The organism is Streptomyces sp. NRRL S-1022, from assembly GCF_000720135.1.
In the GTDB taxonomy this organism is placed as follows: domain Bacteria; phylum Actinomycetota; class Actinomycetes; order Streptomycetales; family Streptomycetaceae; genus Streptomyces.
On the sequence record NZ_JOIU01000010.1, the window covers coordinates 189,601 to 203,113 of the forward strand.

Consider the following 13,513-nt stretch of genomic DNA (forward strand, 5'->3'; position numbering starts at 1 on the left):
CGAGGTCACTTGGTCGCACCCTGCGCGAAGCCGTTGTAGATGTAGCGCTGGAGGAAGAGGAAGACGACGAGGGTCGGGGCGATCACCAGGATCGTGCCGGCCGAGATGTCCTCCCAGTGCGCGCCGAACGGGCCCTTGAAGCGGAAGAGGGCGGTGGAGATGGTGCCCAGGTCCTCCGACGGCATGTAGAGGAAGGGGATGTAGAAGTCGTTGTAGACGGTGATCCCCTTGATGATGACGACCGTGGCGATCGCCGGCTTGAGCAGCGGAAGGATGATCTTCCAGTAGATGGTGAGGGAGTTCGCCCCGTCCAGGCGCGCGGCCTCGTCGAGCGAGACGGGGATGCCCCGGATGAACTGCAGGAAGATGTAGATCGAGACGATGTCCGTGCCCATGTAGAGCAGGATCGGCGCCCAGAGGCTGTTGAACAGGCCGAAGCTGTTGACCACTTGGAAGGTCGCGACCTGCGTGGTGACGCCGGGCACCAGGGTGGCGATCAGGAAGAGCGCCATGATCGGCTTCTTGGCCCGGAAGTCGAAGCGGTCGATGGCGTACGCGGTCATCGAACCGATGATCACCGTGCCGGTGATGGAGAACAGCAGGATGACGGTGGTGTTGAAGAAGGCCGACAGCATTTTGCCGTCGGCGAAGGCCGTCGCGTAGTTGTCGAGGTTCAGCCAGTCGTCCGGCAGGGAGAGCGGGCCGCCGTCGGTGACCTCCTTGGAGGTCTTCAGGGAGGTGAGGAAGACGACGGCGAGCGGGCCGAGGACGACCAGCGACGCGACGATCAGCGACAGGTAGGTGAGGGCCGGTGCGAGGCGGCGCCGGGCGGGCAGGGGCGTGGTCATACGAGGTCCACCTTCTCGTCGGGCACGAGGCGGCGCTGGATCCAGGTGATCAGCAGGATGATCAGGAGCAGGACGACGGCGGCGGCCGAGGCCAGTCCGGTCTTGTTGAACTGGAAGGCGAGTTTCACCGTCTGGATGACGAAGGTCGTGGTGCCGGTCGCGCCGCCGGTCATGATGTAGGGGATCTCGAACACGGACAGGGAGCCGGAGATCGCCAGGATGACGCTAAGGCTGACCACCGGGCGGATGCTCGGGGCGATGATGTGCCGGAACTGCTGCCAGCGGGTGGCACCGTCCAGCTGCGCCGCCTCGTACAGCTCGCCGGGGATCGACTGGATCGCGCCGAGGAACAGGACGAAGTTCAGGCCGGTGAAGCGCCAGACGGACACTCCCGCCAGGGAGGTGTTGGCGGACTCGGGGTCGCCCAGCCAGGCGTGGTCGGAGCCGGCGCCGAACCAGGACAGCACGGAGTCGAGCGTGCCGCCGTCCTGGAAGAAGTAGAGGAAGACGAAGCCGATGGCCACGCCGTTGATCAGGTAGGGGAAGAACAGGATCCCCTTGAAGAGGTTCCGGAACCGCAGGTCGAAGCTGAGCACGCTCGCGAAGTACAGGGCGATCACGATCTGTACGGCGGAGGCGGCGAGGTAGTAGAAGCTGACGAAGAACACCCGGAACAGTTCGGGCCGGGTGAAGATCTGCTCGTAGTTGTCGACGCCGGTGAAGTGGCGGTCCGGGCTGACGCCGTCCCAGTCGGTGAAGCTGTAGTAGATCATGTTGCCGACGGGCACGTAGGTGAACGTGATCAGCAGTGCCAGGGGGACGGCCAGGAAGAGCCACGGGGTGAGCCGGCGCAGCAGGCCCCCGCCCCGGCGTGCGCCGTCCGGGACCGGCGTGCGGGCCGGTGCGGTGTCGCGCGGCACCTTGGCGGGCGCCGTGTGGGTCGTCTCGGTCATGCCGGACCTTTCGTCTTCGCGGGTGCGCACCGGCCGCCGGGCCCGTCCGGCGCGGACGGGGCCCGGCCGATGGCGGTGTGCACGGGGAGGAGGAGGGGGCGCCGGTCAGGAGCCGGCGGTCCGGGCCGCCTCGTCCCACCGCTTGTCGAGGTCCGCGAAGTAGTCGTCGAGGCTGCCCTTCTGGGCGCCGCGGGCGAGGTCGACCAGCTTCTGGCGGTAGTCCGGCTTGCTCAGGCCGATCTCGGCCGCGTTGTCGATCGCGTTGACCTCGCCGGTCTTCGCTTCGGAGCGCTCGACGTAGCTGACATCGTTGTCAGCGAAGTCCTTGAGGGTGTCCGGCATGGGGGCGGACTTGACGGCCGGGACGGCGCCCTCCTTGGCCGAGTAGCCGGACTTGTCGGTGAACCAGTCGATCCAGGCCCGGGCTGCCGCCTTGTGCGAGGAGTGGATGTTCACCGCCTGCTGGTAGTCGGAGGCGAGGACGGCGCAGTACTTCCCGTCCTTCTGCACCGGGAAGGGCATGAAGCCGATGTCGGCGGGGTTCCTGCCCGCCTTCTGCGCCGCGTCCCGCATCTGCGTGATGGCCCACGAGCCGAGCTGCATGGTGGCGACCTTCCCCTGGGCGATCATGCCCTTGGACGCCTCCCAGTTGGTCGTGCTCGGGTCCTTCTCGGAGAGGCCGCCCTTGACGATGTCGTAGAGCAGGGAGTCGATCGTGTTCAGCTCGCCGCCCTTCCGCCAGGGGGACACGGCGCCGGCGAGCCTGTCGCCGGCCCCTCCGTCGCAGGTGACGGAGCCGATGTTGTTGCTCCAGGCGGTCAGCGGCCAGCCGTCCTTGAAGTTCGTGTAGTACGGCAGGGCGTCCGTCTTCGCCTCGACGGCCCTCAGGTCGGCGAGGAACTCCCCGGGCGTGGCGGGCCACTTGGTGACGCCGGCCTTCTTCCAGACGGCCTTGTTGTAGACGAAGCCGTTGGCGGTGCCGAACTGGGCGATGCCGTAGACCTTGCCCCCGACGTCGGTCTTGTCGCTGAAGCGGTACTTGCCGCTCAGTTCGGAGGTGGTGCCCAGGGGGGCGAAGAACTTCGGGTAGTCGTTCTTGGCGACGGCGGCCGGGATCATCAGGACGTCGCCGTAGTCCTCGGTGTTCATCCGTATCTTGACCTCGCCCTCGTAGTCCGTGAGGGCCTCGAACTTCACCTTGACCTTGGGGTAGGTCTTGTTGAACTCGGCGGCGTACCGGGCCATCGTCCCGTTCTGCACGAGGTCGGTGCGGGCCGTCAGCACCTTGATCGTGCCCGAGGCGTCGGCCGGGTCGGCGGGTGCCTTGGCGGTCTCGCCGGAGGCCGTGCCCCCGCCCCCGCATCCGGCGGCGCTCAGTATCGCGGTCGCCACAAGCGCTCCCGTGAACGTCCTTCTCGTCCTCATGTGCCCAACTCCTTCAGGATGGCGGCTCGGCTCCGTGGGTGGGATGTCGGCACTATGTCAGTCGCTGGTGAACCGGTAAAGCTTGAATTTCGATGGTGATACTCAATCGTTATCATCTGATGTCGCACGCTGGCTTCACGTGCGACTTTCCAGGAGTTTCCGTACGGGGACGTAGATAGACCGGTTTATAGACAGGGTGTTGATCAGCGGGTTAGGTTGTCCGCCGTTGTCCGTCGACCGGTCTGCGTCAGGCGATTGGAGCCGCAACTATGAAGGACGTCACCCAGCTCACCGACGGCTGGTGCCTGCGCCACGGGGAGGACGAGCTGGAGGCCACGGTCCCCGGCTGCGTCCACACCGATCTGCTGGCCGCTCAGGTCATCCCCGACCCCTACCTCGGCCGTAACGAAGCCGACGTCGCCTGGGTGGGGCGCCGTGCCTGGACATACGTCCGGCACCTCGGCCACGACAGCGCCCACGAGCGCACCGATCTCGTCTTCGAGGGGCTCGACACGGCCGCGTACCTCACGCTGGCGGGCCGGCCCCTGGGCACCACGCGCAACATGCACCGCACGTACCGGTTCGACGTCACCGGACGCACCGGCGAACTGGAGGTCCGCTTCGCCTCCGCCTACGACGAGGCCGCGGCCGTACGCGCCGTGACGGGGGAGCGGCCCAACGTCTATCCCGAGCCCTCGCAGTACATCCGCAAGATGGCCTGCAACTTCGGCTGGGACTGGGGACCCACGCTCGTCACCGCCGGCATCTGGCGGCCGGTCCGGCTGGAGCACTGGTCCACCGCCCGCCTGGCCGAAGTGCGTCCCCTGGTCACCGTGGCCGACGGGACCGGCCGGGTGGAAGTACGGCTGCGGGTCGAGCGCACCGCACAGGGCGGCGACCGGGTCCTGCGCGCCCGGGCGGAAGTGGCCGGTGTGCACGCCGAGGCCGAACTGAGCGGCGACGAGGCGGTGCTCCGCCTGGACGTCCCGGACCCCCGCCTGTGGTGGCCCCGCGGCTACGGCGAGCAGCCCCTGTACGACCTCGACATCACCCTGGGCGACGCAACCGGCCCGCTCGACACCTGGCGGCGGCGGATCGGCTTCCGCACGATCGAGGTCGACCGCTCGGCCGACGAGCACGGCACCGCCTTCACCCTGGTCGTCAACGGCGTCCGGATCTTCGCCCGCGGCGTCAACTGGATCCCCGACGACGCCTTCCCCTCCCGGGTCACGCCCCAGCGCTACCGCACCCGCCTCGCCCAGGCCGCCGGGGCCAATGCCGATCTGGTGCGGGTGTGGGGCGGCGGCATCTACGAGAACGACGCCTTCTACGACGCGTGCGACGAACTCGGCCTGATGGTCTGGCAGGACTTCCTGTTCGCCTGCTCCGCCTATCCGGAAGAGCAGCCGCTGCGCGGGGAGGTCGAGGCCGAGGCGCGGGACAACGTTGTCCGGCTGATGGCGCACCCCTCGCTCGTGCTGTGGAACGGCAACAACGAGAACCTGTGGGGCTTCCGCGACTGGGACTGGGAGGCCCCGCTCGCCGGAGACTCCTGGGGGGAGGGCTACTACCTCGGCCTGCTGCCGCGGATCGTCGCCGAGCTCGACCCCACCCGCCCCTACACCGCGGGCAGCCCGTGGTCCGGGTCCTGGGACCACCACCCCAACGACCCCGCCCACGGCACCCACCACTCCTGGGAGGTGTGGAACCGGCAGGACTACGCCGAGTACCGGGCGAGCGTGCCCCGCTTCGTCGCGGAGTTCGGCTGGCAGGCGCCGCCCGCCCTGGCCACCCTGCACCGCGCCCTGCCCGGCGAGGACCTCGCCCCCGATGCACCCGGCATGCTCCACCACCAGAAGGCCGAGGACGGCAACGGCAAGCTGAGCCGCGGCGTCGCCCGGCACTTCCCGCTGCCCGAGGACGACTTCGACCGCTGGCACTACCTCACCCAGCTCGTGCAGGCCCGCGCGGTCGCGGAGGGCATCGAACACTGGCGCTCGCACTGGCCGGTGTGCGCCGGCACGATCGTCTGGCAGCTCAACGACTGCTGGCCGGTCACCTCGTGGTCCGCCGTCGACGGCGACGGCCGCCTCAAGCCGCTCCACCACGAGCTGCGCCGTGTCTACGCCGACCGGCTGCTGACCCTGCGCCCCGACGCCGGCGGCCTGGTGCTCGCCGTGATCAACCAGGCCGCCACGCCCTGGCGGACCTCGGTGACCCTGCGGCGGATGGCGGCCGACGGCACCACGGTCGGCGAAGCCGTCGTCGAGGTGTCGGCCGAGCCGCGCTCCGTGGCCCGGCTCGCCGTCCCCGCGGCGCTCACGCCCGACGAGCGGTCCGCGAAGGAGTTCCTGGTGGCCGACGCCTGGGAGTCGCCCCGCCCCCACGACGGCGAGAGCCGGGAAGACGGGGAAGTCCTGCGCGCCCTGCACTTCCCGGTGCCGGACAAGGAGTTCGCCCAGCCGCGCCCGGCCTATGACGTCACCGTGGAGCCGGTGCCAGGCCAGGGGGATAGAGTCGATGTCGTGGTGAGCGCCCGTACCCTCGTCAGAGATCTCCTGCTCCAGCCCGACCGGCTCGACCCGGCCGCCGTCTGCGACAGCGGCCGGCAGACCCTGCTGCCCGGCGAGCGGACGCGCATCCGGGTCAGCGGCTGCGGCTCCGTCACGGCCGACGCGGCGAAGGCCGCCCTGTTCTGTGTGGACGTGGTGTGAGCGGCTCACCGGAACGCGTCACCATCAAGGACGTCGCGGCCCGCGCCGGGGTGTCCAAAGGCGCGGTGTCGCTGGCGTTCAACCACAAGCCCGGGGTCTCCGAGGCCACCCGGGAGCGGATCTTCGCGGTGGCCCGTGAGCTCGGCTGGGCCCCCAGCGCCACCGCGCGCAGCCTGTCCAGCCGGCGGGTCGACATCGTCGGGCTCGCCCTGTGCCGCCCCGCCCGGCTGCTCGGCCTCGAGCCGTTCTACATGGACTTCATCTCCGGCATCGAGAGCATCCTGGCGGAGCGGTCCTGCTCGCTGCTGCTGCGGCTGGTGCGCGACCTCGACGAGGAGATCTCGCTCTACAAGGAGTGGTGGCGCGGCCGGATGATCGCCGGCGCCATCCTGGTGGACTTCCGCCAGGACGATCCCCGGGTGTCCTCCCTGCAGGGCCTCGGCATGCCCGCCGTCGCCGTCGGCCACCCCTCCCTCACCGGACCCTTCCCCGCGGTGTGGACGGACGACGCGTCGGCGGTCGCCGAGGCGGTCCGCTACCTCGCGGCCCTCGGCCACCGGCGCATCGCCCGCGTCGGCGGCCCCGCCGACCTCGGACACAGCGCCATCCGAACCCGTGCCTTCGCCGACACGATCCGGGAGCTGGGCCTGGAGGAGGCGCGGCAGATCGGCACCGGGTTCGACGAGAAGGAGGGCGCACGCGCCACCCGGACCCTGCTGCTCGCCGCCGACCGGCCCACGGCCATCGTCTACGACAACGACATCATGGCGGTCGCGGGAGCGGGCGTGGCAGCGGAGATGGGGCTCACCGTCCCCGACGATCTGTCGCTGCTGGCCTGGGACGACTCGCAGCTGTGCCGGATCACCCATCCCACGCTGTCGGCCATGAGCCACGACGTGCACCACTTCGGCGCCGAGGTGGCGCGGGTGCTGTTCGACGTGGTCGCCGGCACGAACACGGGCGGCCACCAGGTGCCGACACCGTCACTGATCCCGCGCGGCTCCACCGCGCCGGCGCCGGGAGCGGGTCAGTCCTGACGATGCCGAAGGGCCGCGTCCTCGGCGGACGCGGCCCTTCGGCGTGCCGGGGGAGTGGTCAGCTCGTCGCGCAGGGGGTGCCGTTGAGGCTGAAGGCGGCCGGGACGCCGTTGGTGCCGGGGGCCGAGGAGCCGTTGAAGCCGAAGCTCACGGTGCCGCCGGCCGGGATCGTCTCCGTCCAGGACTCGTTGCTCACCCGGACCTCGCCGCCCTGCTGCACGGCCTTGGCGTTCCACACCGAGCCGAGCTTCTGCCCGCCGGGGAAGGCGAAGACGAGCTGCCAGCCCTTGACGGCCGTCGTGCCGGTGTTGCGGATGGTGACGTCCGCGTTGAACGTGCTGCCCCAGTCGCTGAGACGGTAGCCGACCGCGCAGCTTCCGCTGCCGGAACCGGTGCCGGTGAAGACGCTGGCCTCCTGAGCGGTCTGCCGGATCCCGTCGGGTCCCGAGAAGATGCGCTGTCCCCAGGCGGTGAGCCGGGAGGCGTCGAAGCCGGTGGCCATGTCCAGGTACTCGACGCCGCCGCCGTTGCCGCTCCAGGACCACCCGAGATAGCCGACCCCCAGCTGCCGCGCGGTGGACATGATGGCGTCCTCGTCCGGGTCGCCGTCCGAGTGCATGTTGCCGAATTCGCCGACGACGATGGGGAGATGCTGTGAGGTGAACCGGTCAAGGTAACTCTTGACCTTGTCGGCGCTGTTGAACACGCCGTACATGTGGATCGAGAACACGGTGTTGCGCTCCGGATCCGCGGCGAATACCTCCGCGGCGTGGTCGCGCATCGTGAAGGACCAGTCCTGGCCCCAGTTGGGGGCGTCGACCATCAGCGTGTGATGGAATCCGGCTGCCCGCATGCGGGCGAGGGCGTTCTTGGTGTCTGAGGTCCATGCCGTGTACCCGGAATTCCCGTACGGCTCGTTCCCGATATTGAGGACGACGTATTTCTCCTGGCCCTGCACCGCGTCCTTGACGCCGATCCAGTAGTCGACGGCGCGCGAGAGGGTGACGGCCCCGTCCTGTTCGCCGTAGCCGGTGGTGTCGTGCGCCTCCAGGACGCAGACGAGCCGGTTCTGCCTGCACTGTGCGACGACGGCCGCGACGTCCGCGGTGTCGTTCCTGCTCCAGCGGTCACCGGTGGCGAGCACCACGCGCACGGAGTTGGCGCCCAGTGCCTTGATGTCCTTCAGTGCCTGCGCCGTCCTGGTGGGGTACCAGGCGTGGGCGTGGTTCACGCCGCGCAGGACGAACTCCTTGCCGTTCGCGTCCAGCAGCCGTCCGTCGGCGACGTGGAACCCCGGCGCGGTCCCTGTGTCCGCCTGCGCCGGGGCGGGTGCGGCCAGTATCGAGGCCGCCAGGGCCAGCAACGCTCCCGCCGCGGTGGCCAGTCTCTTCCTCATGCATGCTCCCAAGGGGGTGGTGCGTGCCGCCGGGCCGGGACGTGCCGGCGACACGGCACTGCCGTTTCACTGTGTGACCGGGCCACCGGCTCGCGCCGGCCCCGGCGGTGCGCCGGAAAGCCGGAATGGGAAAGGTGCGAGCCGGTGTGGAATCCCGCCGCCCGGTGGTGTTCAGCGGCTCACCGGGCAGCGGGACGATAAAGCACCGGCGGAGACCACGTACGGACCTCGCCACGGAAAAAAGCGGCTCGGTCAGGCCTCACGATCGGCGACTGGGAGAGAGGCTAGGGCGATTGGTCCGCCTGTTCAACCATGGTGACCAAACCGGTTAAGTTTAGTAGGAGTTCAGTCGTGGGCCACCGGGCCGCCGACGGTGGACCCGAATACGGTTCCCTCGCCGGACACGGCGACCCTTTCGCCGGCCGGCACATAGGCGGACGCGCCCGGCGTGAGGACGACCTCGTGCCGCGCACCGGTGACCCGGACCGTGCCGGCGGTGCACACCAGGATCCGGGGCCCGGGTCCGGGCAGCGCGCGTGCGCCGTCGCGCACGTCCAGCACCAGGCGGGAGAGCCGGAAGTCGTCGACGGGTGCCGGGTACACCTCTTCGCCCGCCACCCCGGGCACGGGGCGGACCACCGGCGCCGGGAGGGAGGTGAAGCGGACGACGCGCAGCAGTTCCGGCACGTCCACGTGCTTGCTCGTCAGGCCGCAGCGCAGGACGTCGTCCGAGGCGGCCGTCACTTCCACGCCCAGCCCCCGCAGACAGGCGTGCGGTACGCCCGCCCCCAGGAACAGGGCCTCACCGGACGCGAGCCGGACGTGTCTGATCAGGAGAGCCGCCGGGACGCCGGGATCGGCCGGGTGGGCCCGGGCGATCCCGGCGTACACCGCGAGGATCTCGCGGAGGGGACCGGGCCGGCGGGCACCCTCCGCCAGCGCGCCGTCGACCTCCGCGAGCCGTTCGGGGGACAGGGAGAGGAGCGTGGAGAAGGCGTCCCGCAGGGCGGGCTCCTCCGGGCCCGAGCGGAGCGCACGCGCCCTACCGGGAACCGGAGCCGCTCTCACGCACGGCGGACGACAACCGCTTCGAGGGCGTCGGCATACCGGAGGCCCGGCACACGGCCATGGGCTGGCCGGTCGCCCCGCAGGCCCTGCACGAACTGCTCGTCGGCCTGCGGCGGCGCCTCCGACGGGCTGTCCACGACCCCGAGCGGATCGTCTACCTCGACGGCCACCTCAGGGCCGTGGCCGCCGCGATCGCCGACGGCGTCGACGTGCGCGGCTACTACGTCCGGTCCCTCCTCGACGACTTCGAATGGGCCTACGGGTACAGCAAGCGGTTCGGTCTCGTGTACGTCGACCACGCCACCCGGAGGCGCGTCCCGAAGGACGGTTCCCACTGGTACCGGGACCCGATCAGGCAGGGTTCCTCCCCCTGGGCCGCCCACCGCCCGGGTGACGCCTCCTCCGGGCCGCGGGACGGCTCGTACGCCGGTCCCGGGAAAGTCACAGGACTGGGAAGCGCCCGCACGGCAATGAGCGTGGGGTGACCCGCATCGCAATCGTCGTCCTGGCCCTCCTCACCGGCGCGTCGGCGCTCGTGGCGGCGGTCGTCGTCTCCCCGTGGTGGTGGTTCGCCGCCGTGCCGCTCACCGTGCTCGGTCTGCTGGGCGCGGGGGACCTGCTGCAGCGCCGGCACTCGGTGCTGCGCAACTATCCCGTGCTGGGGCATGCCCGCTTCCTGCTGGAGCGCATCCGTCCGGAACTCCAGCAGTACTTCGTCGAGCGCAACTTCGACGGCCGTCCCTTCGACCGGGACGTACGCACCATCGTCTACGAGCGGGCCAAGGGCACCGACGCCGAGCAGCCCTACGGCACCGAACGGGACGTGTACCAGCCCGGCTACGAGTTCCTCGTACCGTCGATGGCACCCTGCCCGGTGCCCGAGACCCCGCCGCGGGTCCGGGTGGGCGGACCGGACTGCACCAGGCCGTACGACATGGCGCTGCTGAACGTGTCGGCGATGAGCTTCGGCTCGCTGTCCGCCAACGCAGTGCTCGCGCTCAACGCGGGCGCGAAGGCCGGGGGATTCGCCCAGGACACCGGCGAGGGCGGCCTGTCCGACTACCACCTGCGGCCGGGGGGCGACCTGATCTGGGAGATAGGCACCGGGTACTTCGGCTGCCGCACCCGGGACGGTGACTTCGACCCGGCCGAGTTCGCCGACAAGGCCGCGCACGAGCACGTCAAGTGCGTGTCCCTGAAGCTCTCGCAGGGCGCCAAGCCGGGCATCGGCGGGGTGCTGCCGGGCGCGAAGGTCAATGCCGAGATCGCGCGGGTGCGGGACGTGCCCGAGGGACGGACGGTGATCTCGCCGCCGTACCACCGGGTCTTCGACACCCCGCGTGAACTGGTGCGGTTCATCGCACGGATGCGGGACCTGGCGGGCGGCAAGCCGACCGGCTTCAAACTGTGCGTCGGCTCGCGCCGGCAGTTCCTCGCCGTGTGCAAGGCGATGCTGGAGGAGGGGACGGCACCCGACTTCATCGTGGTGGACGGAGGCGAGGGCGGGACGGGCGCGGCGCCCATGGAGTTCGCCGACCACGTCGGCGCCCCGCTCACCGAGGGCCTGCTCACCGTGCACAACGCCCTCGTCGGCACGGGCCTGCGCGACCGGATCAGGATCGGGGCGAGCGGCAAGATCGCCACCGGCACCGACCTCGTCAAACGCATGGTGCAGGGGGCGGACTACGGCAACGCGGCCCGGGCGATGATGTTCGCCGTCGGCTGTATCCAGGCCCAGCGGTGCCACACGAACACCTGCCCCACCGGGGTCACGACCCAGGACCCCCGGCGGGCGCGCGCCCTGGACGTCGGCGACAAGGCGCCGCGCGTGCGGCGCTTCCAGGAGGCGACCGTGGCCAGCGCGCTGCAGATCATGGCGTCGATGGGCGTCACCGATCCCGCGGATCTGCGTCCGCACATGCTCCGCCAGCGCGTGGACCCCTTCACCGAGCGCTCCTACGAGGAGCTGTACGAGTGGCTGGAGCCGGGGCAGTTGCTCGCGGAGCCGCCGGCCTCCTGGGCGGCCGACTGGAAGGCCGCCGACCCCGGCCGTTTCGCCGTGTGAACGGTGCGAACGGCGCCGACCGCGTAGACCCGTGACCGAGTGAACCGCGTGACCTGGAGGACTGAAGTGGCCCGTACCGTTGCCCGCGCCATCGTGGACGCGCTGAGCGAACTCGGCGTGCGCCAGGTGTTCGGCGTCGTCGGAGACGCGCTCAACCCCCTGACCGACGCCATCCGCACCACCGAGGGCGTGGAGTGGGTGGGCTGCCGGCACGAGGAGGCGGCGGCCTTCGCCGCGAGCGCCCAGTCGCAGCTCACCGGAACCCTCGGTGTGTGCATGGGCACGGTCGGACCCGGTTCCGTCCACCTCCTCAACGGGCTGTACGACGCCGCCAAGAGCCACGCCCCGGTCCTGGCCATCGCCGGTCAGGTGCCGCTCGCCGAGCTGGGCAGCGACTACTTCCAGGAGGTCGACAACGACGCCCTCTTCAGCGACGTGGCCGTCTTCCGCGCGACCGTCACCTCGCCCGACCAGTTGCCGCAGATGCTGGAGACTGCGGTCCGTCACGCGCTGGGCCGCAAGGGGGTCGCCGTCCTCACCGTGCCGGGCGACCTGGGCGAGCGGGAACTGACGGCCGACCGGCCGGCCCGGTTCTCCCTGAACCCCCCGGTGAGCCGGCCGGAGGAGCAGGCGGTCCGGCGCGCCGCAGAACTCCTCGACCGCTCCGAGCGCGTCACCCTGCTCGTCGGGGAGGGCGCCCGCGCCGCCCGCGAGGACGTCCTCGCCCTCGCCGACCGCCTGGCCGCGCCGATGGTGCTCACACTGAAGGCCAAGGCCGGCTTCGAGGGCGGCACCAACCGCTTCCAGGTCGGCCAGACGGGTCTGATCGGCAACCCCGCCGCCGCGTCGGCCCTCCAGGACGCGGACACGCTCCTGCTGCTCGGCACGGACTTCCCCTACCGCGACTGGTATCCCGAGGGCCGCAAGGTGATCCAGGTCGACACCGAGGCCACCCACATCGGGCGCCGGGTACCGGTCGACGTCGGACTGGTGGGGGACACCGGCGCCACCGTACGCGACCTCCTGGACCACCTCGCCGCCCCGCCCGCCGGGACGGACGGCGCGCGGGACCGCTCGCACCTGGAGAAGGCGCGCGAACGGTTCGACCAGTGGCGCGCCGGTCAGGCCCGGCTCGCCGACCCCTCGCACGACAAGGGCCTCGTGGGCCGCATCCGCTCCGCGCTGGACAACCGCACGCACGACATCCGCCCCGAGGCGCTGGCGGCGGCCGTGGACCGGATCGCCGCCGACGACGCCGTCTTCACCTCGGACACCGGCATGGCCACGGTGTGGCTCTCCCGGTTCGTCGAGATGCGCGGCGAGCGGCGGCTGATCGGCTCGTATAACCTCGGCTCGATGGCCAACGCCATGCCCCAGGCGCTGGGCGCGCAGGTCCTCGACCGCGAGCGCCAGGTCGTGGCCTTCTGCGGCGACGGCGGGCTGAGCATGCTCCTGGGCGACCTGATGACCCTGAAGACGTACCGCCTGCCCGTCAAGCTCGTCGTCTTCGACAACCGCCGGCTGGGCATGGTGAAACTGGAACAGGAGCAGGCCGGTCTGCCCGAGTTCGGTACGGTCCTCGACAATCCCGACTTCGCCGCCGTGGCCGAGGCCATGGGCATCACCGGCATCCGCGTGACGGACCCGGACGAGGTGGAGAGCGCCGTACGACGTGCCTTCCGCACCCCGGGCCCGGTCCTGCTCGACGTCCTCACCAACCCCGACGAGATCGCCGTACCGGCCAAGCCGACCGTCGAGCAGGGCTGGGGTTTCGCGGTGGCCAAGGTGAAGGAAATCGTGCGGAGCCACGGAGAGACGAGCGGGGAATGAAAAAATTCCAGGCGTGGCCGCCGATGACCGGGGTAGACGCGGCTTGCCGGACGAGAGACCGGCGCCGGCAGAGTTGATGTACTGGGAGGGGCGCATGATGGTGACGACGACCGTGCAGACCGCTGGACGTGCGGTGGACGTTCCGGAGATCGCGGATCCGTCCCGGGTGGCGCCGAA

Annotated in this window: 9 protein-coding genes and 1 pseudogene; 5 read left to right on the plus strand and 5 right to left on the minus strand. The window is 70.6% G+C overall.

The window, feature by feature from the left end:
- Positions 1-5: 5 nt before the first annotated feature.
- From IG05_RS0115730 to IG05_RS0115740, 3 genes are all read right to left on the minus strand, one after another.
- Positions 6-848, minus strand: a complete 843-nt coding sequence (locus tag IG05_RS0115730; protein ID WP_030343044.1) for a carbohydrate ABC transporter permease — start codon at positions 846-848, stop codon at positions 6-8.
- On the minus strand, positions 845-1,801 hold the full coding sequence (locus IG05_RS0115735) for a carbohydrate ABC transporter permease (RefSeq protein WP_030343046.1): 957 nt from the start codon (positions 1,799-1,801) through the stop codon (positions 845-847). Before IG05_RS0115735 ends, IG05_RS0115730 begins: the two co-directional genes overlap by 4 nt.
- Positions 1,802-1,906: 105 nt before the next feature.
- Positions 1,907-3,226, minus strand: coding sequence for an ABC transporter substrate-binding protein (locus tag IG05_RS0115740; RefSeq protein ID WP_030343048.1), 1,320 nt, complete (start codon positions 3,224-3,226; stop codon positions 1,907-1,909).
- Positions 3,227-3,495: 269 nt separating this feature from the next.
- Between IG05_RS0115740 and IG05_RS0115745 the strand changes: the two genes are divergently transcribed.
- Together IG05_RS0115745 and IG05_RS0115750 are read left to right on the plus strand one after the other, a co-directional pair.
- Positions 3,496-5,940, plus strand: coding sequence for a glycoside hydrolase family 2 protein (locus IG05_RS0115745; RefSeq protein WP_030343049.1), 2,445 nt, complete (start codon positions 3,496-3,498; stop codon positions 5,938-5,940).
- On the plus strand, positions 5,937-6,977 hold the full coding sequence (locus tag IG05_RS0115750; RefSeq protein WP_030343051.1) for a LacI family DNA-binding transcriptional regulator: 1,041 nt from the start codon (positions 5,937-5,939) through the stop codon (positions 6,975-6,977). The genes IG05_RS0115745 and IG05_RS0115750 overlap by 4 nt, the downstream gene beginning before the upstream one ends.
- 58 nt (positions 6,978-7,035) lie before the next feature.
- On the opposite strand, the gene IG05_RS0115755 is transcribed toward IG05_RS0115750, so the two are convergent.
- Complete coding sequence (locus IG05_RS0115755) at positions 7,036-8,373, minus strand: cellulase family glycosylhydrolase (RefSeq protein ID WP_030343053.1); 1,338 nt, start codon at positions 8,371-8,373, stop codon at positions 7,036-7,038.
- Between the two features lie 345 nt (positions 8,374-8,718).
- On the minus strand, positions 8,719-9,441 hold the full coding sequence (locus IG05_RS0115760) for a hypothetical protein (RefSeq protein ID WP_051789865.1): 723 nt from the start codon (positions 9,439-9,441) through the stop codon (positions 8,719-8,721).
- On the opposite strand from IG05_RS0115760, the pseudogene IG05_RS0115765 reads away from it, so the two are divergent.
- The 3 genes and pseudogenes from IG05_RS0115765 to IG05_RS0115775 all read left to right on the plus strand — a co-directional run.
- Positions 9,411-9,926 (plus strand): annotated as a pseudogene (locus IG05_RS0115765) (family 1 glycosylhydrolase); the annotation flags it as partial. The gene IG05_RS0115760 and the pseudogene IG05_RS0115765 overlap by 31 nt on opposite strands.
- A complete protein-coding gene (locus IG05_RS0115770; protein ID WP_030343058.1) occupies positions 9,923-11,506 on the plus strand; it encodes an FMN-binding glutamate synthase family protein in 1,584 nt (527 codons plus the stop codon). The pseudogene IG05_RS0115765 and the gene IG05_RS0115770, both read left to right, overlap by 4 nt.
- Before the next feature lie 66 nt (positions 11,507-11,572).
- On the plus strand, positions 11,573-13,336 hold the full coding sequence (locus IG05_RS0115775) for a thiamine pyrophosphate-dependent enzyme (RefSeq protein WP_030343059.1): 1,764 nt from the start codon (positions 11,573-11,575) through the stop codon (positions 13,334-13,336).
- The last annotated feature ends 177 nt before the right edge of the window (positions 13,337-13,513 follow it).